Below are 21,397 nucleotides of genomic sequence, written 5' to 3'. Positions count from 1 at the left end.
GCACCACCCGCCACGCCCGGCGGGCGACCATCACTGGCGGTGAGTCGGCGTAGACTCCCCGGACCAGGGCCGACCCCGGGCCGCCTGACGAGGTTCCTTCATGCTGACTTTCATCGTGCGCCGTGTGCTGATCGGCATCGGCATCCTGCTCGTGTCCTCGCTGCTGATGTACGTGCTGGTCGACATCACCATCGACCCGCTGGAGAACCTGCGGCTGAGCACGGACCCGAACAAGGAACTGCAGATCGAGCAGCGCATCGAGCTGCTCAACCTCGACGAGCCGGTGCTGCTGCGCTACCTGTGGTGGCTCGGCGCCTTCGTCACCGGAGACATGGGCACCGCGTGGACCACCGGGCGAGACGTCATCGACATCCTCGCCTCCGCGATCGTCTCCACGATCCAGCTGGTCACCGCCGCCACCTTCCTGGCGATCTTCCTCGGGATCGCCGTCGGTATCATCTCCGCACTGCGTCAGTACACCAGCTTCGACTACCTCATCACCTTCCTGTCCTTCCTGCTGTACTCGCTGCCCTCCTTCTGGATCGCGGTGCTGCTCAAGCAGTGGGGGGCCATCGGCTACAACGACTTCCTGCGCGACCCGCTGATCGCCATCCCGGTGATGATCGTGATCGCCGCGGTCATGGGGCTGCTGTGGTCGCTGGCCTTCGGGGGCAGCCTGCGGCGCAGACTCACGGTCGCCGGCGGCGCCGCCGGCGTGACGCTCGCGGTGCTGCTCTACATCCAGCTCACCGACTGGTGGAGTCAGCCGAACATCGGCCCGGTGCTGCTGACCATCAGCTCGCTCGCGATCGCGCTCGGCGTGACCACCCTTTCCACCGGGCTGCGCAACCGTCGCGCCCTCTACACGGCGCTGACGGTCGCCGTGCTGGGCATCGCGCTGTGGTACCCGATGCAGTTCGGGTTCTACTACCTGGGTGCCTGGGGCGTGCTGAACTGGGCGACCGTGCTGGGACTGGCCGTGGTGGCTGCGCTCGTCGGCGCGGCCGTCGGGTGGCTCTTCCGCGGCCCGGACTGGCGGATCTCAGCCCGCACGGGTGCCCTGACGGCGGTGCCCGTGGCGGCGCTCATCTTCATCGACCGGGTGATGCAGGTCTGGGACAACTACACCGCCTCCAACATCATCCGGGGGCGCCCGATCGCCACCATCGGTGATCGCACCCCGAACCTCGAGGGTGACTTCTGGGTGACCACCTTGGACCAGTACACCCACCTGCTGCTGCCGACGATCTCCCTGATGCTGCTCTCCTTCGCCGGCTACACCCGCTACGCCCGCGGCAGCATGCTGGAGGTGATGAACCAGGACTACATCCGCACCGCCCGCGCGAAGGGCCTCACCGAGCGCACGGTGGTGATGCGGCACGGGTTCCGCAACTCCCTCATCCCGATGGCCACGATCGTCCCCATCGACATCATCACGCTCATCGGGGGCGCCATCATCACGGAGAACATCTTCAACCGGCCCGGGATGGGGCAGATGTTCCTACGCCACCTCGACGAGAACGACATCGAACCGGTGATGGCTTACCTGGTCATCGTGGCGGCCCTCGCCATCGTGGCGAACATCGTCGCCGACCTCATCTACGCCGTCCTCGACCCACGGATCCGGGTGAACGCATGAGTACCCAACCTGAACCCGCCGAGCAGGCCGAGAACGCCATCGAGCTGAAGGCCGTCGAGGGCAAGTCCCAGGGCAGGATCGTCCGCGAGCGCTTCTTCCACCACCGCGGCGCCATCGTGGCCCTCGTGGTGCTGTTGCTGGTGGCTCTGCTGGGGTTGACGTCCATCGGTTTCCCGGTCTTCGGCTGGTATCTCGGCGGCTGGTGGCAGTACAACCCGGTCGAGACCATGGCGGTGGAGAACCCGGGCGGCGCACCCACACTCTCCATGCCGTGGAGCGAGGCCGGGTTCGCGATCGGCAACCACCCGTTCGGGCAGGACACCATCGGCCGCGACATCTTCGCCCGGACCATGAAGGGGGTGCAGACCTCGCTGGTGATCATGGTGATCGTCGGAGGCGTCGCCACGGCGGTCGGCGTGCTGGTCGGCGCACTCTCCGGCTTCTTCCGAGGCTTCACCGACACGCTGCTGATGCGCATCACCGATCTGTTCATCACCATGCCGCTGCTGGTGATCGGCGCCGTGCTGGGCAAGCTGGTCGGATCGCCCAGCGCCGTGCCGCTGGCCCTGGTTCTGGGTCTGATCACCTGGACCACCCTGGCCCGCCTCGTGCGCGGGGAGTTCCTGACGCTGCGCGAGCGCGAGTTCGTCGACGCCGCGCGGGTGGCCGGCGCCAGCAACTCGCGGATCATCTTCAAGCACATCCTGCCCAACGCGATGGGTGTGGTGATCGTGACCGTGACGCTGCTGATGAGTGCCGCGATCCTGCTCGAGACCGCGCTGAGCTACCTGGGCTTCGGGATCCAGGAGCCCACCATCTCCCTGGGCCGGATGATCAGCGAGTACCAGAGCTCGTTCAGCACCCGCCCGTGGCTGTTCTGGTGGCCGGGCCTGTTCATCATCACCATCGCCCTGTGCATCAACTTCATCGGTGACGGCCTGCGGGACGCCTTCGACCCGCGCCAGAAGCGGTTGCCCTCGGCGCGTGCGATGGCCAGGGCCGCCCGGCGCGAGCACCAGAGCAGCTCGGCGATCGCCCCGTGATCAGCGCAGTGGGCACCGCCGTGATCAGGACCGTGGACATGCGCGTGATCGCGCGTGAGGCGATCCGCTCAGGTGAGCCAGGAGGCCAGGGCGAGGGCCGCCGTCGCCGGGAGCAGGACGACCTGCGGGTGGTTCCAGCGGATCGTCGCCGGCAGCACGCCACGGCGTGCGCCGGCGAGGTGACCGGCCTCGGTCAGTGCGCGGTGGCGGTCGGCGATCGCCAGGGCCGCGGCCTCGGCTCCGTGCCCGGTGGGTCCGGTGGCGCCGCGGCCGGCGACCAGCGGCTCCTCAGCGGCCCGACGACGACGGGCCGTCAGCCGCGTCCCGGTGCCGCTACTGGCGGGCACCGCCCAGGCGGTCACGGCCAGGTCGGCGGCCTTGATCTGCAGCGACCAGCGGGTCTCGGCTTCGGTGAACTCCGGCCAGGGCACGTGCGCGGTGCGCAGGATGTTGACCACGGTGATGCCGCCGTCGGCCACCTGGACCTGCGGAGCCCAGAACAGCGCCCAGACGAGCGCGAGGACCAGGGCCGCCGTCGGGCCCGCCTGCCAGAGCGCGACGGGGCCGTCGACCACCGCCGCGTACCCGACCAGCAGCACCCCCGCACCGCCGATCGCGATCGTCAGTGGCCGCCCGACGGGGGACCGGAACGTGAGCGTGGCTCCCATCGCCACATGGTCTCATTCGCCCGTCCTGCCGGCCGACACGGCCGGCATGACCAGCACCATCGGAAGGAGCCTGCCGCGTGAGCACGCAGACAGCCCCGGAGCAGCCCGTGGCCACCGCCGAGCCGATCCTCAGGGTGCGCGACCTCAGCGTCGACTTCTTCGTCGAGGGGGAGTGGTTCCCCGCGGCCACCGGCGTCTCCTACGACGTCCACCCCGGTGAGGTGCTCGCGATCGTCGGTGAGTCCGGATCCGGGAAGTCGCAGTCCTCGATGTCGCTGCTCGGCCTGCTGCCGGCCAACGGCCGCGCCACCGGCAGCGCCAAGCTCGGCGAGACCGAGCTGATCGGCCTGACCGGGGCACCGATGCGCCGGATCCGCGGCAACGAGATGGCGGTCATCTTCCAGGAGCCGATGACGGCGCTGAACCCGGTGTACCCGATCGGTTTCCAGATCGTGGAGACGCTGCGCACCCACTTCGACATGGGCCCCAGCGCCGCCAAGGAGCGCGCGATCGAGCTGCTCACCCTGGTGGAGATGCCCGACCCGGCCACCCGGTTCAACTCCTACCCCCACCAGCTCTCCGGTGGTCAGCGCCAGCGCGCGATGATCGCCCAGTCGCTGGCGTGTGATCCGAAGCTGCTGATCGCCGATGAGCCCACCACGGCTCTCGACGTGACCGTACAGGCGGAGATCCTCAAGCTGATGCGCGACCTGCGCAACCGCATCGACTCCGGCATCGTGCTCATCACCCACGACATGGGCGTGGTGGCCGACATGGCCGACAAGATCATCGTGATGCGCCGTGGAGAGGTGGTCGAGAGCGGGACCGCCGAGGAGATCTTCGGCCGGCCCCGCCACGAGTACACCAAGCAGCTGCTCGGCGCGGTCCCGCACCTGGGCGTCGCGCGCGAGGCCGAGGTCCGGGAGCAGCGTGCGCCCGGCGTCGAGGCCGGGCAGCAGCCGGCCGGACTGACCGGCGAACCGGTCATGGTCGCCGAGGACATCATCATCGAATACCCCAAGCGCGGGCGTACGCCGGCGTTCCGCGCGGTGGACGGCGTCAGCCTCACCATCGGTGCCGGCGAGGTGGTCGGCCTGGTGGGGGAGTCGGGCTCGGGCAAGACCACGATCGGGCGCGCCGTGGTGGGGCTGCTGCCCGTGACCGGCGGCAGCCTGCGGATCGACGACCGAGACATGGTCGGGATCACCCCGAAGGACCTGCGCGCGCTGCGCAAGCGCGTGGGCATCGTCTTCCAGGACCCGGGTTCGTCGTTGAACCCTCGGCTGCCCATCGGGGAGTCGATCGGGGAGCCGCTCTACCTGCACACCGGGATCAAGGGCCCCGAGCTCACCAAGAAGATCGACGTGCTCCTCGATCAGGTGGAGCTGCCGCGCTCGATGCGCAACCGCTACCCGCACGAGCTCTCCGGTGGTCAGCGCCAGCGCGTGGGTATCGCGCGTGCGCTGAGCCTGGAACCGGCGATCCTGGTGGCCGACGAGCCGACCTCGGCCCTGGACGTCTCGGTGCAGGCGAACGTGCTCGAGCTGTTCTCCGAGCTGCAGCGCGAGCACGGTTTCGCCTGCCTGTTCATCAGCCACGACCTGGCCGTGGTGGAGATGCTCGCCGACCGCATCGCGGTGATGCACCACGGCAGGCTCGCCGAGATCGGGCCCACGTCACAGATCGTGCACGACCCGCAGGACCCCTACACGCAGCGGCTCATCGCGGCCGTGCCGGTGCCGGACCCGGCGGAGCAGAAGGTGCGGCGCGAGCGTCGTGACCAGCTGCTGGCCGAGGCGGCTGCCGAGCTCGCGGCGCAGGAGCAGGCGGAACACGGGCGGCATGGCGGGCACGGGCGGCACGGCGACGGTCTCGGCTGACCACTCCGGCGGTGCGCCGGGCACCGGCGAGAGCCGGTGTCCCGGCTGGTCCTCCCCGTGCCAGTAGACTGGGTGGCAGCGCCCGGCCGGGCGCGCGCGCCTGCACCCGGTCTGCGATCTGGCGCACTTCCCACACCTGAGAGTGAACGACGTATGAGTGTGCCCACCCTCGCTTCCCGCACCGATCTGCGCAACGTGGCCATCGTCGCCCACGTCGACCACGGTAAGACCACCCTGGTCGACGCCATGCTCTGGCAGTCCGGTGCCTTCGGCGACCACGATCACGTCGATGAACGCGCGATGGACTCCGGCGATCTGGAGCGGGAGAAGGGGATCACGATCCTCGCCAAGAACACCGCGATCGCCTACTCCGGGCCCTCGGCCGCGTCGAACGGTCACCCCGAGATCATCATCAACGTGATCGACACCCCCGGCCACGCCGACTTCGGCGGCGAGGTCGAGCGCGGACTGTCGATGGTCGACGGTGTCGTGCTGCTGGTGGACTCCTCCGAGGGGCCGCTGCCCCAGACCCGGTTCGTGCTGCGCAAGGCGCTCGCGGCGCACCTGCCGGTGATCCTGGTCGTGAACAAGGTCGACCGGCCCGACTCGCGGATCAGCGAGGTGGTCTCGGAGTCCCAGGACCTGCTGCTCTCCCTGGCCTCCGACATGGCCGACGACGTCCCCGACCTCGACCTGGACGCCATCCTGGACGTTCCGGTCGTGTACGCCTCGGCCAAGGCCGGCCGGGCCAGCGTGAACCAGCCCGCCGACGGCGAGCTGCCCGACTCGGAGGACCTGGAGCCGCTGTTCCAGACCATCCTGGAGAAGATCCCGGCGCCGACCTACGACGCCGATGCTCCGCTGCAGGCGCACGTGACCAACCTCGACGCCTCCCCGTTCCTGGGCCGTCTCGCGCTGCTGCGCATCCGCGGCGGGACGATCCGTAAGGGCCAGACCGTCGCCTGGGCCCGCAGGGACGGCACCATGAAGAACGTGCGCATCAGCGAGCTGCTGCGCACCCAGGCGCTGAACCGGGTGCCGGCCGAGTCCGCCGGCGCCGGCGACATCGTCGCGGTGGCCGGTATCGAGGAGATCACCATCGGTGAGACCCTCACCGACCCCGAGAACCCGCGGCCGTTGCCGCTGATCACCGTGGACGACCCGGCGATCTCGATGACGATCGGGATCAACACCTCCCCGCTGGCCGGCCGCGTCAAGGGCGCGAAGGTCACGGCCCGGCAGGTCAAGGACCGGCTCGACCGCGAGCTCATCGGTAACGTCTCGCTCAAGGTGCTGCCCACCGACCGGCCGGACGCCTGGGAGGTGCAGGGCCGCGGTGAGCTGGCCCTGGCGATCCTGGTCGAGCAGATGCGCCGCGAGGGCTTCGAGCTGACCGTCGGCAAGCCGCAGGTGGTCACCAAGGAGATCGACGGCAAGCTGTGCGAGCCGGTCGAGCGGATGACGATCGACGTGCCGGAGGAGTACCTCGGCGCCGTCACCCAGCTCCTCGCCGCCCGCAAGGGGCGCATGGAGACCATGACCAACCACGGCACCGGCTGGATCCGGATGGAGTTCCTGGTCCCCGCCCGCGGCCTGATCGGGTTCCGCACCCGCTTCCTCACCGACACCCGCGGCACTGGGATCGCCCACACCATCTCCGAGGGCTACGAGCCCTGGGCCGGGCCGATCGAGTTCCGCACCTCCGGATCGCTGGTCTCCGACCGGGCCGGGGCCGCCACCCCGTTCGCGATGCTGAACCTGCAGGAGCGCGGCAGCTTCTTCATCCAGCCCACCTCCGAGGTGTACGAAGGGCAGATCGTCGGCGAGAACTCCCGCGGTGATGACATGGACGTCAACATCACCAAGGAGAAGAAGCTCAACAACATCCGCTCGGCCACCTCGGAGTCCTTCGAGAACCTCACCCCGCCGCGCACCCTCACGCTCGAGGAGTCGCTGGAGTTCGCCCGCGACGACGAGTGCGTGGAGGTCACGCCGGAGTCGGTGCGCATCCGCAAGGTGATCCTGGACCAGAACGAGCGCACGAAGGCCGCGCGGCGCAAGGTCTGAGCGCCGGTAGTACCGGTAGCACCGGTAGCGCCGACCGGCCCCTCCATGGGCCGAATCTTTGATCCCCGAGCCGCGAAAGGGTCAAATATTCGGCCCATCGGGCTCGGTTCTGCACGATCTGCGACGTGGGGGAGGATGATGCTGTGACTGCTGACCCCGAACCCGACCGCCTCCGCGTGCTGGCGGGGTTCGCCCACCCGGACGACGAGACGATCACCGGCGGCGGCATCCTGGCGTGGCTCGCACGCGGCGCCGAGGTGCACGTCGTCACCGCCAACCGGGGTGAGCGCGGTGAGGTGATTCCCGGCGACATCGCCCACCTGGAGGGTGATGGGCCCGCGCTGGCGCAGGTGCGCGAGGGCGAGCTGGCCGGAGCGCTCGCGGCGCTCGGGGTGGCGGGCCACACCTTCCTGGACGCCCTCCCGGGGCTGACCGGGCGCCGTCGTGAGCGGTACACCGATTCCGGTATGCAGTGGGAGGGCGACTCCCACGTCCGGGCGGTCGCCGACCCGGGCGCCGGCCGGGACGCCCTCACCAAGCAGGACCGCGAGATCGCCGCACGGCTGCTGGCCGCGCACATGCGCCGGATGCGCCCGCATCTCGTGCTCTCGGACGAGCCCGGCGGCGGCTACGGCCACCCCGACCACGTGCGCATGCACGAGATCGTGGCCCGCGCCGTCGAGCTGGCCCTCGAGGAGGACCTGGAGCCGATCGCCGACGACGACCCGTGCGCCGGCCTGGAACCGTGGCGCGTGCCCGTGGTCGCCTGGGTGGTCCGTGCGGAGTCCTCCGCCCGCGCCGCCGCGGCCTGGCTGTCCCGCAGCCCGGCACGCCCGCGGATGACCGGTCTGGGACGCTCGCTCGCGGTCGCCGACCCCGACGCCGAACTGGCGAGCATCGTGCGGCCCGACGCGCAGGTGGATCTGGTGGTCGACACCTCCGAGGTCACCGACCGGGTCGCCGCTGCGATGCGCGCCCACCGCAGCCAGGTCCAGGACGTGGGCCTGGTCTCCGAGATCGACGGCGGACCGGTCGGCTCCCCGGCCGATCGGGGCAGCGCGGTCGGCTGGTTCGCGCTGAGCAACGAGGTACTGCAGCCGCTGCAGGCCGAGGTGGGGCTGGCGGTGGCGCCAGGGTGGGGCAGCCCGACCTCGCTGCGCGGCGCGCTCGCGGCGGCCGAGGTACCGGCGATCGTCACCGACGAGCCCGATGACGGCGCGGGAGAGCACGAGCACGTGCCCGGCTGGTATGTGCTGCTCATGCGGGCCTTCACCGGTCTCCTGGGCGTGGTGATGGCGGCCGCCGCCACCGCCTTCCACCGCTGGGAACCGCCCTTCGGGGTGATGCTGAGCCTGCTCGCGATCATCTGCTCCGGCACCCTGAGCCGGGCCTTCGCCGACCGTCTCGGGGTGCTCGTCCACGCCGTCGCCGTCGTCGCCACCGTGCTGGCGCTGACCTACCTGGGCCCCGGCGGCGATGTGATCGTCACCGACGAGCCGATCGGCACGATCTGGCTGGTCGGGTCCGTGGTGGTGACCGCGGTGCCCGCGCTGCTGCCACGGAGGTGGTTCCGTGACGGGCACTGACGCCGAGCAGTTCCGTACCGCGATGGCGCAGCTGGCCGCCGGCGTGTGCGTGCTCGCCGTACGGGACCGCCACGACATCGCCATCACCGCCACCTCGGTGGTCTCGGTCTCGCTGGATCCGCCGACGATCCTGTGCTGCGTCCACCAGGACTCCCGGTTCCGGGAGGCGCTCGAATCGGCCCCACGATGGGCGATCAGCGTGATGAGCAGCTCGGGCAGGGCCCAGGCGGACTGGCTGGCCAGTCCGGGCCGGCCCACCCGCAACCAGCTCGATCGGGTCGGCTTCCGGCGCGGGGAGCGCAGCGGTGCGGCGATCCTCGACGACGCCGTCGCCTGGGTGGAGGCCGAGACCTCGTGGACGCAGCCGGCCGGCTCGCACGAGGTCGTCGTCGGGGAGGTGCTCGCCTCCGGGGTCAACCCCGGCCGTACCGGCGCGCTGGTGCACCGGCTGAGCCGGATGCTCACGATCGAGTGAGGCGTGATCACTTTGTGATCGCGCGGGTGGGCTCGGTCACAGGGTTTGTGCGGTCCGCGCCGATAGACTGCGGCGGGCGGCCGGTGACGGCGGGGGCGAGCAGGAGGACGTGAACGTGCGGGACGAAGAGACGTCGGGAGCCGGCGAGGCCGACGGTTCCGAGCCGAGCCGCGCGCAGCAGCCCGAGGCCCCGGACCAGGCCGAGGCGCAGGACCAGGCCGCTGCTCCGGACCACCCCGATGACGAGCGCGAGACGATCGTGCTCGACGCGCAGCCTGACCCCACCCCCGACGAGAGCGCCGTGACACCCACGAAGAAGAAGCGACACCGCGGGCGCCGTGCCGTGCTCATCGCCGCCGCGGCCCTGGTGCTGCTCGCGGGCGGATACGTGGCCGGTGCCTGGTTCCTCGGCGACCGTGTCCCGGGCGAGACCACCGTCGCAGGCGTCAACCTTTCCGGCCTGCCGGGGGAGGAGGCCGAGCGGGTCCTGACCGAGAGCCTGTCGGAGCAGACCCAGGCCCCGGTGGACGTGAGCTTCGGCGAGGTCACCGCCGAGATCGACCCGGCCGGCGCCGGGCTGAGACTCGACGCGGCCGCCACGGTCGACTCCGTCACCGGCTTCAGCCTTCACCCGCGCCGGGTGTTCGGGCACCTCTTCGGTCTCGGCGAGCAGGACCCGATCCTCGACGTCGAGCAGGACGAGCTCACCTCCGCGCTCAACGGCCTGGCCGAGAACCTGGACGAGCCGCCGGTGGAGGGCGCCATCGCCTTCGACGACGGTGAGCCGGTGATCACCGAGCCCGTCGTGGGTGCCGGGGTCGACATCGACGCCGCTGCCGAGACCGTCGCCGAGCACTGGTTGCGCACCGAGGAGCCCATCGAGCTGCCCGCCACCGAGCTCCCACCGACCATCGACGAGGACGTCGTCGAGACGGCCATGACCACCCAGGTCGAGCCCATGCTCTCCGGCCCGGTCACGGTCGAGGTGAACGAGGAGAGCACCGAGCTCAGCCCGGACGAGCTCGTCGCCGCCGCCTCGGTGCAGGCCGAGGACGGCGCGCTCGAGCTGGTGCTCGACGGCGAACCCCTCGCGAACCTCATCACCGAGCGCCTGGACTCGGTGGGGGAGAGCCCGCGGGACGCCCGGATCGTGCTCTCCGACGGCGAACCCACCATCGTGCCCGCCGTCACCGGCACCGGCCTGGACCCGGCCGAGCTGGCCGCCGCGGTGACCGATGCTGCGGTGGCGAGTGAGGCGGACGAGCGCACCGCCGCCGTCGAGCTGGCCCAGACCGAGCCGGAGTTCTCCACCGAGGACGCCGAGGAGCTCGGGGTGACCGAGGTGATCGGCACCTACCGCACTCCCTATCCCTTTGATCCGGTCCGTACCGAGAACCTGGTCGCGGGCACCTCCCACATCAACGGCACGCTGCTGCTGCCCGACGAGCAGTTCTCGCTGCTCGACGCACTCCGCCCGATCAGCACCGCGAACGGCTACACGGTCTCGGGCGTGGTGGTCAACGGCTTCCACAGCGATGCCATCGGTGGCGGCCTCTCGCAGGTGTCCACCACCACGTTCAACGCCGCCTACGAGTCGGGTCTCACCGACATCACCCACCAGCCGCACTCGCGCTGGTTCTCCCGCTATCCGGAGGGCCGCGAGGCGACCGTCTTCGACCCGAGCATCGACATGGTGTTCGAGAACAACACGGGCTACGGGGTGCTCATCCAGGCCTACGTCACCGACTCCGAGGTCGTGGTGACGATGTGGGGCACTGACGTCTTCGACGTGAACATCGACGTCAGCGGCCGGTACAACTTCACCGAGCCGCAGACGCTGTACAACCCCGACCCCCAGTGCCACCCCGAGCCCGGGGGGCAGCAGGGCTTCAGCGTGAGCGTCAGCCGGACCGTCACCCGCGGGGGCGACATGGTCGAGGACGACTCCTACAGCTGGACCTACTCGCCGTGGAACCGCGTCGTCTGCGGGGAGGAGCCACGGGACGAGCCCGACGACGACGATGAGGACTCCGACGAGGAGTAGCGGTCGGGACCGAGCGTGTCAGCGGCGCCGCGGCGGGGGCGGCGGGACCCGCTTGGCGAGCATCACCGCCTCGGCGGGGACGTCCACCACGCCCCGGCGGGTGCGGATCGCCAGCCCGCCCGGACCGACCCGAACCACCTCCCCGAGCGCATCGGTCAGGCCACCCTCGGGCAGGCGGAAGCGCACCACCACGCGCTCACCCGGCCGCCAGGAGCGCCAGCCGCCGGGCTCGGGGGGACGTTCGGGCATCGATGTGTCTCATTCCTCGGAGCGGACCGGCCCCCAGATCGCTAGGCACCGGGTACATGCTGGATACTAGGCACAGAGCACGACGGTGCCCGCATACGCACCGCGGTGCTCACCGCCTGGTCTCACCTCTGGTGCGGCCAGCGCCCCCGTGACGGAAGGAAGACGCTCGTGACGTACGTGATCGCGCAGCCATGCGTGGATGTCAAGGACAAGGCCTGCATCGACGAGTGCCCTGTGGACTGCATCTACGAGGGTGAACGGTCCCTGTACATCCACCCCGACGAGTGCGTGGACTGCGGTGCCTGCGAGCCGGTCTGCCCCGTCGAGGCGATCTACTACGAGGACGACGTGCCCGAGCAGTGGGCCGAGTACTACAAGGCGAACGTCGACTTCTTCGACGACATCGGCTCGCCCGGTGGCGCCGCCAAGCTCGGCCTGATCCCCAAGGACCACCCGATCATCAGCGCCCTGCCGCCGCAGGCCGAGTAGGCCTCGTGGGCTTCGTCCAACTGACGGAGGCGTACCCGTGGGACGCGGTGGTTCCCTACCGCGAACGTGCTCGCGAGCACCCGGACGGCCTGGTGGACCTGTCCATCGGGACCCCGGTCGACCCGACCCCGGCGGTGGTGCGCGAGGCGCTGGCCGCGGCCGCTGACGCCCCCGGCTACCCGACGGCGCACGGCACCCCGGCGCTGCGGGAGGCCGTGGCCGCGTGGTTCGCCGCCCGCCGGGGTGTGCCGAACCTCGATCCGGACGGCGTGCTGCCGACCGTGGGCTCGAAGGAGCTGGTGGCGACGTTGCCCTCGCTCCTGGGCCTGGGCGCCGAGGACATCGTGGTGGTGCCCTCGGTGGCCTACCCGACCTACGCCGTCGGGGCGCGCCTGGCCGGCGCGCAGGTGCTGGTGGCCGACGACGCCGAAGCCTGGGCGGGCAACCCTGCCGTGCGTCTGGTCTGGGTCAACTCGCCCTCCAACCCGACCGGGGCCGTGCTCCCCGCCGAGCACCTGCGGCAGGTGGTCACGGCCGCCCGGGAGCTGGGCGCCGTCGTCGCCTCGGACGAGTGCTACGCCGAGCTGCCGTGGACGCAGCCGTGGGTGGGGTCGGGAGTTCCGTGCCTGCTGCAGCGGGACGTCAGCGGCGGCGACCACACGGGCCTGCTGGTGGTGTACTCGCTCTCGAAGCAGTCCAACCTGGCCGGCTACCGGGCGGCCTTCGCCGCCGGGGATGCCCGCCTCGTCGACGCTGTGCTGCAGCTGCGGCGGCACATGGGGATGATGGTGCCGGCGCCGGTGCAGGCCGCCACCATCGCTGCCCTGGGTGACCCCTCGCACGTGCAGGCCCAGCGGGAGCGGTACCTGCGCCGTCGGGAGGCTCTGCTGACAGCCCTGACCGGGGCCGGGTACGTGGTGGACCACTCCGAGGCGGGGTTGTACCTGTGGGTGCGCCAGGAGGGCGCCGGCGACTGCTGGTCGATGCTCGGCGATTTCGCCGACCGGGGCATCCTGGCGGGCCCGGGTGTGTTCTACGGCGCCGCGAGCGGCGAACACCTGCGGGTGGCGCTGACGGCGCCGGACGCGCAGATCGAGCAGGCTGTGAGCCGGCTGAGCCTGTGACGAGAGAAACCTCCGAGGATTTCCCGAACGCCGTGATCCGCAGGTACGTTGTGGGGGGAATCTCTGCTATCGGACTCGATTGGGAGCCCGAACGCCACGATCTTCTTGACGCTAGGAAGGGACACTCATGTCCGACGCCACTCTGACCCCCGCCACGTTCCGTGTGGACGACCACGAACTGGAGTTCGCGCGCGTTCCGGCAGTGGAGGGCAACGACGGCGTCCACATCTCCAACCTGCTCAAGGAGACCGGCCTCGTCACGCTCGACTCGGGGTTCATGAACACCGCGAACTGCGAGTCGAAGATCACCTACATCGATGGTGACGCCGGCATCCTGCGCTACCGCGGCTACCCGATCGAGCAGCTCGCGGAGCAGTCCTCCTTCCTCGAGGTCGCCTATCTGCTCATCAAGGGTGAGCTCCCCAGCGCCGACGAGCTCTCCGCCTTCAGTGAGCGGATCGAGCGGCACACCCACCTGCACGACAACTTCACGGCCCTCATCGGCGCGTTCCCGCAGGGTGCGCACCCGATGGCGGTGCTCTCCTCCGCGGTCTCGGCGCTGCCGGGCTACTACCCCGAGAGCGCCGACCCCTTCGACGCCGAGGCCGTCGAGCTGGCCACCGTGCTGCTGCTGGCGAAGATGCCGACGATCGCGGCCTACGCCTTCCGCCGCTCCCGCGGTGAGGAGATGATCGGCCCGGACCACTCCCTCGACTACGTGCAGGACTTCCTGCGGATGTGCTTCGCCACCGGCGATGACTACGAGACCGACCCCGAGCTGGTCAAGGCGCTGAACCTGCTGCTGATCCTGCACGCCGACCACGAGCAGAACTGCTCCACCTCCACGGTGCGGATCGTCGGCTCGGCGCACGCGAACCTGTACGCGAGCGTCTCGGCCGGCATCGGCGCGCTCTCGGGCCCGCTGCACGGCGGCGCGAACGAGGCCGTGCTGGCGATGCTGAACGAGATCCAGGCCAGCGACGACGACGTCGACACGTTCATGACCCGCGTGAAGAACAAGGAGAAGGGCGTCCGCCTGATGGGCTTCGGCCACCGGGTGTACAAGAACTACGACCCGCGCGCGGCGATCGTCAAGGGCGTGGCCGACACGGTGCTGAAGAAGCTCGGCAAGAGCGACGAGCAGCTCGAGATCGCGATGCGTCTGGAGGAGATCGCCCTCTCGGACGACTACTTCATCCAGCGCAAGCTCTACCCGAACGTGGACTTCTACACCGGGCTGATCTACAAGGCGATGGGCTTCCCGACGAACATGTTCACCCCGCTGTTCGCCGTCGGGCGCGCGCCGGGCTGGATCGCCCAGTGGCGCGAGATGATGAACGACCCGACCACCAAGATCGGCCGTCCGCGCCAGGTCTACACCGGCTACACCGCGCGGGACTACACCCCGATCAGCGAGCGCTGAGGCGCGGCGGGGTCACGGCCCCGCCGCCACCGGCTCTCGCCGCCGCCACTCGCCGCCACTCGCCGCCACCGGCCCCTCCAGGGGCCGAAGAATTGACCCCTTCTCGCGATCGACCCTGATTTTCGGGCCTCCAGATCCCCAGATCGCTGGTCGTCGACGGCGCACCGGCGTTACCGTGGACCGATGGTCGGGGGCGCGGGATCACAGGTGCTCGACGCGCGCACGGCGCCGGCGGGCGACTCCTCGCGCGCCGGTGTGGCGATACGGATCGTGCTGCTGATCCTGATGGCGTTGCTCCTGAGCAACGAGGTCACCCGCCCGGTCCCGAGCTCGATGGCCCGGCTGCAGGATGATCTGGACGCGGGCCGTGTCACGGCGATGCAGATCGAACGCCCCACACCCGGGGACGGCGCCATCCAGGGCCGCTTCACCGTGCGCTGGGATACGGGACTGCTGGATTTCGCCACGCAGTACGAGTATCGGCAGGCCGACGCCGGGCGCGCCACCGCCCCCGATCAGCCGGATCTCGACGAGGCGGCCGGCCTGGCCGAACGCGCCCGCGCCGCCGGGGTCGAGGTCACCGAGGTGGCGCCGATGCGCGGTCAGGTGGACACCAACGGCTACCTGGCCCACGTGTTCGGCGGCTGGGTGGCCGTGCCGGGACTGTTCCTCGCCGCGGGCCTGCTGATCGCGCTGGCCACCGGACCCCAACCCAGGTTCGCCACCCGGTGGGCCTGGTTCTGGCTCGCCTCGGCGATACCGCTGCTGTGGATGGTGTTCCTACTGACCGAGCCCGGGCCGTTGTGGCACGGCGGGCGCCGCGCCGCTACCGGGCGCGAACCGGCCCCGGCAGGTCTGGAGCAGGACAGGCGCCTGCGCGGTGGCTGGGCCTTCATCATGGCAGCGATCGCCGCGGCCGTGCTGGCGAACGTTCCCCTTCCCGGCTTCGCCGGTTGGCACCCCCTCGGCTCCTGATCCGCAGAACGGCCGGTCAAACCCGCGCCCCAGGGCGGCGCTGCCTCCTCAGAGCCCCCTCAGCTCACCCGCACCGTCCCGGCCGGGTCATCCGCCGCCGGGTGCCCCTCCGGCACCGGCCTCCACTCGGCGTCGGTCCCGTCGGCGCGCACCCAGTGCTGCCCCGCCACCGCCACCTCCGAGGCGCCGGTGGCCTCGGCCGTCATCACCGCCCACGCCGCCACCGTCCAGCCCAGCCGCTCGGTCTGACTGCCCAGGGGTGAGGCGTCCACCAGGAGGTGAGCTGCGCCGTCGTGCTCGGTCCGCTCCGCCGTGAGCGAGGGCAGGTCCACCGCCATCCGCGCCGGAAGCACCTGGCCGAGCTCGGCCTGCTCCACCGGACTGGCCGGCGAGAGCCGGCAGATCACCCCGCCCTCGGTGTAGCCGGTCAGCGCCGAGGCGAACAGCCGCGCCATGGTCTCGTGCTGGGCGTAGGCGTCGGGGAACCCCGAGCGCTGGACCTCCTGGGCCGCCACGGTGATCTCCATGTCCTGGTAGCCGGCCACCTGGACGAGCCCGTCGTAGAAGGCGCCGGTGGCGTAGTACGGGTCCTGCACCTGCTCCTCGGTGCCCCAGCCCTGGGAGGGGCGCTGCTGGAACATGCCCAGGGAGTCGCGATCGCCGTAGTCGAGGTTGCGGATGCGTGACTCCTGCATGGCCGTGGCCAGCGCGATCGTCAGCGCCCGCGCCGGCAGCGAGCGCTCGGCCGTGATCGCGGCGATGATCGCCGCATTGTCCGACTGCTCCGGATCCAGCGCGGCGGCGCGGTCGCCGTCGGAGGCCAGGCAGCGCTGCACGGTGGGCGGCGCGTCGCTCACGCGGTCCAGGACGATCACGCCACCGGCGACCACCAGGCCCAGCGCGGCGAGCAGCGCGACCGTGCGCCCTGCCGCTCGCCGCCTCCGTGAGCTACTGGGCATGGAGCGCGGTGTTCAGCGCGATCCCCGCGCCGCTGCGTTCGATCGCCTCCACCGCGCCGGTGGTCGAGTTGCGGCGGAACAGCAGGTTCGGGGTGCCCGAGAGGTCGCGTGCCGCGACCACATCCCCGGACCCCGCCAGCGTCACCTTCGTGCCCGCCGTCAGATACAGGCCCGCCTCGACGACGCAGTCGTCGCCCAGGGAGATCCCCAGCCCCGCGTTCGCGCCCAGCAGGCAGCGGGCTCCGATCGCGATCCGGTGGGTGCCGCCGCCGGAGAGGGTGCCCATGATCGAGGCGCCACCGCCGATGTCGGAGCCATCCCCGACCACGACCCCCTGGGAGATGCGCCCCTCCACCATGGAGGCCCCCAGCGTCCCGGCGTTGAAGTTCACGAAGCCCTCGTGCATCACGGTGGTTCCGGAGGCCAGGTGGGCGCCGAGCCGGACCCGGTCGGCGTCGGCGATCCGGACCCCGGTGGGGACGACGTAGTCGACCATCCGGGGGAACTTGTCCACGCCGTAGACGGTGATCGGCGCGCCCTTGTGGGCCACCCGCAGCGCCAGCCGGGTCTTCTCGAAGTCGGCCACCGAGCAGGGCCCGGCGGAGGTCCACACCACGTTCGAGAGCACCCCGAACAGCCCGTCGAGGTTGATCGAGTTCGGCTGGACGAGCCGGTGGGAGAGCAGGTGCAGGCGCAGGTACGCGTCGGCGGCGTCCGCCGGTGCGGTATCGAGGTCGATGCTGCGGTGCTCGACCACCTGCCGCGTGCCGCGGGCCCGGTCGATCGTGGCCAGCGAGGCCAGATCGGCGGGAACACCGTAGGGTCCGCTGCTCTGCGCCGGTTCGTCACCGAGCCCCGGCTTCGGGTACCAGACGTCGAGCGTCTGGTCGTCGTCGGTGATGGTGGCCAGTCCGATTCCCCAGGCGGTGCGTGTCATGGGGCCAGCCTACCGAGCACGCCCCGCCTGAGGGCCCACGTCCGAGCGCTGCTACACGCTGCGCGGTCCGGTGTGCCCGGCCCCGAGCGCGCTCACGCGGGCGATCAGCCCGCGGTCGGCCGTGGCCACCACCACCGGATCGGCTCCGGCCTCGCGTAGGGCTCGCACCTGGGCGACGATCTCGTCGTCGCCCTCCCCGCTCGCGGCCACCACCCGCACCCGTTGCCCGGGCCCGGCCCCGCGCGCCGCACCCTCGGTGACCAGGACGATCTCGGGCCACCACAGGTCTCCGGGCAGGCCCAGCACCGGGGCGGGGACGCCGTCGTGGGCCAGGGCCTCTAGCCGCGCCAGCAGGCGTGAGGCCGCGCCCGCGCGGTCCTTCCACCACCCGTCCGGGCGCGATCCGACCACGTTCGCCGCATCGACCACGAGTGCGGGGCGGCGGGTGAGCATCCCGCTCAGCTCGGGCCAGGCCTCGGCGAAGGCGGGCAGCAGCGGCCGCTCGGTCACCTCGGTCATCGCCGCCCAGGCGATCTCGGCGCTCTCGGCGTCGGTGGGACGGGGCGTGAGGGGCCCGGTGGCCCGCGCCAGTGCGGTGGTGTAGCTCCAGTCCGGGTGGGTCAGCACCCGGGTGGCGAGCAGCGTCAGCGAGTCCGGCTCGATACCGGCCTCCTCGCGGGCCTCGCGCACGGCGCCGGCCCACGGTGTCTCGTCCGGGCGCAGCGCGCCACCGGGCACGCCCCAGGTGCCCCCGTGGTGCGTCCAGTTCGCCCGGTGCTGCAGCAGCACCCGCCCGACGGCGTCCCCTGCGTTCCCGCTGCCCTCACCAGGGTCCAGGATCAGCAGGCCGGCGGCCCCGGCGCGTCCCCAGTGCCGCGCGCCGCACCCGCAGTCCACCCAGCTCTCCCACGGGCCCTCCGGGCGCCAGTCGGCCGGGCGGCTGGGGTGGGGGCGCGGGTGGGTCACGTCGTCAGCCTACGTGCCGGGCCCACGACCGCCGCAGGCTCAGTCCCCGGACTCCGGCATGACGTCGATCTGGCAGATCACCGTGCCCGAGCTCACCGTCTGACCGACGGCGGCGCTCAGGCCGTGCACCCGGCCGGCGCGGTGGGCCACGAGCGGCTGCTCCATCTTCATCGCCTCGAGCACGACCACCAGGTCCCCTTCGGCCACGAGCTCGCCGTCGGCCACGGCCACCTTCACGATGGTGCCCTGCATCGGGGAGGCGAGGGAGTTCCCGCCGACCGCGGCGGCTGCGGACCGCCCGTTGGAGCGACGGGCGGGGCGGCGCGCCTTGCCTGCCTTACCCGCGCCGCCGATGCTGAGCCCGGCGGGCAGCACGACCTCCAGGCGCTTGCCGCCGACCTCGACGACGACCCGCTCCACCTCGCCCTCGGGCTCGGCCGGGGAGGCAGGTGCGGGGCCTGCGCCGGAGGCCGGTGCCTGGGCCTGGGCGGCCAGACGGGAGGCGAACTCGTTCTCGATCCAGGTGGTGTAGACGCCGAAGTCCTCCAGCCGGTCGGCGGCGAACTCGGCGTCGGCAAGCACGGCGCGGAAGAAGGGCAGCACCGTGGGGATGCCGGTCACCTCGGTCTCGCCGATCGCTCGGCGCGCCCGCTGCAGCGCCTCGGTGCGGGTGGCGCCGGTGACGATGACCTTGGCCAGCATCGAGTCGAAGGCGCCGGAGATCGTGTCACCGGCCACGATGCCGGAGTCGACCCGCACCCCAGGCCCCGAGGGCCAGCGCAACGTGTTGACCGTGCCGGGGGAGGGCAGGAAGTTTCCGAACGGGTCCTCGCCGTTGATGCGGAACTCGAAGGAGTGCCCGCGGGTGGTGACCTCGGTGTAGCCCAGCTCCTCGCCGTCGGCGATGCGGAACTGCTCGCGCACCAGGTCGATTCCGGCGATCTCCTCGCTGACGCAGTGCTCGACCTGCAGGCGGGTGTTGACCTCGAGGAAGGAGATCGTGCCGTCGGTGCCGATGAGGAACTCGCAGGTGCCGGCGCCGCGGTAGCCGGCCTCGGTGAGGATGGCGATCGAGGCCTCCCGCAGCTGCGCGTCCTGCTGGGGGGTGAGGAAGGGAGCGGGTGCCTCCTCCACCAGCTTCTGGTGGCGGCGCTGCAGGGTGCAGTCCCGGGTGGAGACCACCACCACGGTGCCGTGGTTGTCGGCCAGGCACTGGGTCTCCACGTGCCGCGGGCGGTCGAGGAAGCGCTCCACGAAGCACTCCCCGCGCCCGAACGCCGCGGTGGCCTCGCGCACCGCGGATTCGAACATCGCGTCGATCTCCTCGGCGGTGCGGGCCACCTTCAGCCCGCGCCCGCCGCCGCCGAAGGCCGCCTTGATCGCGATCGGCAGCCCGTGCTCGGCGGCGAAGGCGTGCACCTCGCTCGCATCGGCCACCGGGTCCGGGGTGCCGGCCACGAGCGGCGCACCGGCGCGCTGGGCGATGTGGCGGGCGCTGACCTTGTCCCCGAGGGCGTCGATCGCGTCCGGCGGGGGCCCGATCCAGGTCAGCCCGGCGCTGATGACGGCGCGCGCGAAGTCGGCGTTCTCGGAGAGGAACCCGTAGCCGGGGTGGATGGAGTCGGCGCCGGAGCGGCGGGCCACGTCGAGGATCTTGTTGACGTCGAGGTAGGTCTCGGCGGCACGGGACCCGTGCAGGGCGAATGCCTCGTCGACCAGCTGGACGTGCTGGGCGTCGCGGTCGGAGTCGGCGTAGACGCCGACCGAGGCCAGGCCGGCGTCACGGCAGGCCCGGGCGACCCGGACGGCGATCTCGCCACGGTTGGCGATGAGCACTTTGCCGCATCTGGTTGTCGATGCTTCCGGCGCTGCGCTCGTCGACATGCACTCTCCTCGTTCCGGGCCAGGACTGGTGATCGCGTCGGGCACCAGCGATCAGCGACGCGATGGGCGTCAGCCCACGCTAGTACCCGCCGGTTGATGTGACCCAACTGCGCGGCGGGTGTGGCGCAAGTCTGTTCCAGGAGTCAAGGGCTCCGGGTGCCAGTTGTAGGATTCCCACAACTTCGGTGGGTGTTGGCGGCGCGTGTGTCCTCGCGAGTAGTTCGAGGTGTACAAAGGCTGGTTCCGGGATTGGTCATCGGCTCGTCATGGGCGCGCGCTCCAGAAGCCGGTCCATGCCAGCCCCAGATCCGCCAGCAGCACCCGCACCAAGGGCAGGCTCAGGCCCACCACCCCATGCGGATCGCCCTCGACGCCGGTGACGAACGCGCCGCCGAACCCGTCGAGTGTGAACGCGCCGGCGACCACCAGCGGCTCGCCCGTGGCGAGGTAGGCGTCGATCTCGGCGTCGGTCAGATCGGCGAAGTGCACCACCGTGCTCGAGACCGCATGGGCACGCTCCTCGCCATAGATCAGGTGGTGCCCGGTGTGCAGCGTTCCGGAGCGTCCGCGCATGCGCTGCCAGCGCTCACGTGCGACCGCCGGTTCGCGGGGCTTGCCGTAGGCCGTGCCGTCGAGTTCGAGCAGCGAGTCACAACCGATCACGACGGCGGAGGGCGCCTCGCCGTCGTGGCCCTCGCCCTCGGGCCCGGTCGCCCGGGCCGTGGTCGCCGGCCGGCTCGCCACGGCCTCGGCCTTCGCCCGCGCCAGCAGCGCCACCGCCTCCGGTACGGGCAGGGCCGCCAGGCCGGCCGAGGTGGTGGCGTGGGCCAGCAGCGCCTCCTCGTCCACGTCCGCCGGGCGGATCTCGGGCTCGACGCCGGCGGCGCGGAGCAGCGCCGCCCGGGCAGGGGAGGCCGAGGCGAGAATCAGGGTGGGTGCGCTCACAAGGCCTGACCCTACGCCGTCGGGGCTCGGGTGGAGCGGGCGGG

18 protein-coding genes are annotated in these 21,397 nt (G+C 71.3%); 11 read left to right on the top strand and 7 right to left on the bottom strand.

Annotated features, from left to right (window positions below; genetic code table 11):
- The first annotated feature begins 100 nt into the window (after positions 1-100).
- Both LQF12_RS12355 and LQF12_RS12350 read left to right on the top strand, forming a co-directional pair.
- On the top strand, positions 101-1,639 hold the full coding sequence (locus LQF12_RS12355; RefSeq protein ID WP_231053231.1) for an ABC transporter permease: 1,539 nt from the start codon (positions 101-103) through the stop codon (positions 1,637-1,639).
- A complete protein-coding gene (locus LQF12_RS12350) occupies positions 1,636-2,682 on the top strand; it encodes an ABC transporter permease (protein ID WP_231053230.1) in 1,047 nt (348 codons plus the stop codon). The genes LQF12_RS12355 and LQF12_RS12350 overlap by 4 nt, the downstream gene beginning before the upstream one ends.
- 68 nt (positions 2,683-2,750) lie before the next feature.
- Here LQF12_RS12350 and LQF12_RS12345 read toward each other — a convergent pair whose 3' ends face one another.
- Positions 2,751-3,350 carry a PH domain-containing protein gene (locus LQF12_RS12345; RefSeq protein ID WP_231053229.1) on the bottom strand — a complete coding sequence of 200 codons (600 nt, stop codon included), beginning with the start codon at positions 3,348-3,350 and terminating at the stop codon, positions 2,751-2,753.
- A gap of 77 nt (positions 3,351-3,427) precedes the next feature.
- Between LQF12_RS12345 and LQF12_RS12340 the strand changes: the two genes are divergently transcribed.
- The 5 genes from LQF12_RS12340 to LQF12_RS12320 all read left to right on the top strand — a co-directional run bounded on the left by LQF12_RS12340 (position 3,428) and on the right by LQF12_RS12320 (position 11,402).
- Positions 3,428-5,230, top strand: coding sequence for an ABC transporter ATP-binding protein (locus tag LQF12_RS12340; RefSeq protein WP_231053228.1), 1,803 nt, complete (start codon positions 3,428-3,430; stop codon positions 5,228-5,230).
- A gap of 153 nt (positions 5,231-5,383) precedes the next feature.
- A complete protein-coding gene (gene typA, locus LQF12_RS12335; RefSeq protein WP_231053227.1) occupies positions 5,384-7,297 on the top strand; it encodes a translational GTPase TypA in 1,914 nt (637 codons plus the stop codon).
- A 143-nt stretch (positions 7,298-7,440) separates the two neighbouring features.
- Positions 7,441-8,883, top strand: coding sequence for a PIG-L family deacetylase (locus LQF12_RS12330; protein WP_231053226.1), 1,443 nt, complete (start codon positions 7,441-7,443; stop codon positions 8,881-8,883).
- Positions 8,870-9,358 (top strand): flavin reductase family protein, encoded by a 489-nt coding sequence (locus LQF12_RS12325; RefSeq protein WP_290370692.1) that lies wholly within the window; start codon positions 8,870-8,872, stop codon positions 9,356-9,358. The genes LQF12_RS12330 and LQF12_RS12325 overlap by 14 nt, the downstream gene beginning before the upstream one ends.
- Before the next feature lie 115 nt (positions 9,359-9,473).
- On the top strand, positions 9,474-11,402 hold the full coding sequence (locus LQF12_RS12320; protein ID WP_231053225.1) for a VanW family protein: 1,929 nt from the start codon (positions 9,474-9,476) through the stop codon (positions 11,400-11,402).
- A gap of 18 nt (positions 11,403-11,420) precedes the next feature.
- On the opposite strand, the gene LQF12_RS12315 is transcribed toward LQF12_RS12320, so the two are convergent.
- Positions 11,421-11,651, bottom strand: a complete 231-nt coding sequence (locus LQF12_RS12315) for a putative acetyltransferase (protein WP_231053224.1) — start codon at positions 11,649-11,651, stop codon at positions 11,421-11,423.
- Positions 11,652-11,819: 168 nt separating this feature from the next.
- Here LQF12_RS12315 and fdxA point away from each other — a divergent pair, with 168 nt between their 5' ends.
- From fdxA to LQF12_RS12295, 4 genes are all read left to right on the top strand, one after another.
- On the top strand, positions 11,820-12,140 hold the full coding sequence (fdxA, locus tag LQF12_RS12310) for a ferredoxin (protein WP_159619995.1): 321 nt from the start codon (positions 11,820-11,822) through the stop codon (positions 12,138-12,140).
- A gap of 5 nt (positions 12,141-12,145) precedes the next feature.
- A complete protein-coding gene (dapC, locus tag LQF12_RS12305) occupies positions 12,146-13,264 on the top strand; it encodes a succinyldiaminopimelate transaminase (protein WP_231053223.1) in 1,119 nt (372 codons plus the stop codon).
- A gap of 127 nt (positions 13,265-13,391) precedes the next feature.
- The gene (locus tag LQF12_RS12300; RefSeq protein WP_231053222.1) at positions 13,392-14,687 is read left to right on the top strand and encodes a citrate synthase; all 1,296 of its coding nucleotides are present in this window, start codon (positions 13,392-13,394) and stop codon (positions 14,685-14,687) included.
- A gap of 183 nt (positions 14,688-14,870) precedes the next feature.
- Complete coding sequence (locus LQF12_RS12295) at positions 14,871-15,662, top strand: hypothetical protein (protein ID WP_231053221.1); 792 nt, start codon at positions 14,871-14,873, stop codon at positions 15,660-15,662.
- Positions 15,663-15,721: 59 nt separating this feature from the next.
- Here the strand turns inward: LQF12_RS12295 and LQF12_RS12290 are convergent, their stop codons facing one another.
- From LQF12_RS12290 to LQF12_RS12270, 5 genes are all read right to left on the bottom strand, one after another.
- Entirely contained in the window at positions 15,722-16,621 is a 900-nt protein-coding gene (locus LQF12_RS12290; RefSeq protein WP_231053220.1) for a hypothetical protein, read from the bottom strand.
- A complete protein-coding gene (gene dapD / locus LQF12_RS12285; RefSeq protein WP_231053219.1) occupies positions 16,611-17,558 on the bottom strand; it encodes a 2,3,4,5-tetrahydropyridine-2,6-dicarboxylate N-succinyltransferase in 948 nt (315 codons plus the stop codon). Before dapD ends, LQF12_RS12290 begins: the two co-directional genes overlap by 11 nt.
- Positions 17,559-17,609: 51 nt before the next feature.
- The gene (locus tag LQF12_RS12280) at positions 17,610-18,524 is read right to left on the bottom strand and encodes an NUDIX domain-containing protein (protein WP_231053218.1); all 915 of its coding nucleotides are present in this window, start codon (positions 18,522-18,524) and stop codon (positions 17,610-17,612) included.
- Between the two features lie 39 nt (positions 18,525-18,563).
- Complete coding sequence (locus tag LQF12_RS12275) at positions 18,564-20,408, bottom strand: acetyl/propionyl/methylcrotonyl-CoA carboxylase subunit alpha (protein ID WP_231053217.1); 1,845 nt, start codon at positions 20,406-20,408, stop codon at positions 18,564-18,566.
- Positions 20,409-20,672: 264 nt separating this feature from the next.
- The gene (locus tag LQF12_RS12270) at positions 20,673-21,353 is read right to left on the bottom strand and encodes a Maf family protein (protein ID WP_231053216.1); all 681 of its coding nucleotides are present in this window, start codon (positions 21,351-21,353) and stop codon (positions 20,673-20,675) included.
- Positions 21,354-21,397: the final 44 nt, after the last annotated feature.

This window comes from Ruania suaedae (genome assembly GCF_021049265.1).
GTDB classification, from domain to species: Bacteria; Actinomycetota; Actinomycetes; order Actinomycetales; family Beutenbergiaceae; genus Ruania; species Ruania suaedae.
This window is presented reverse-complemented; position numbering and strand designations above follow the sequence as displayed.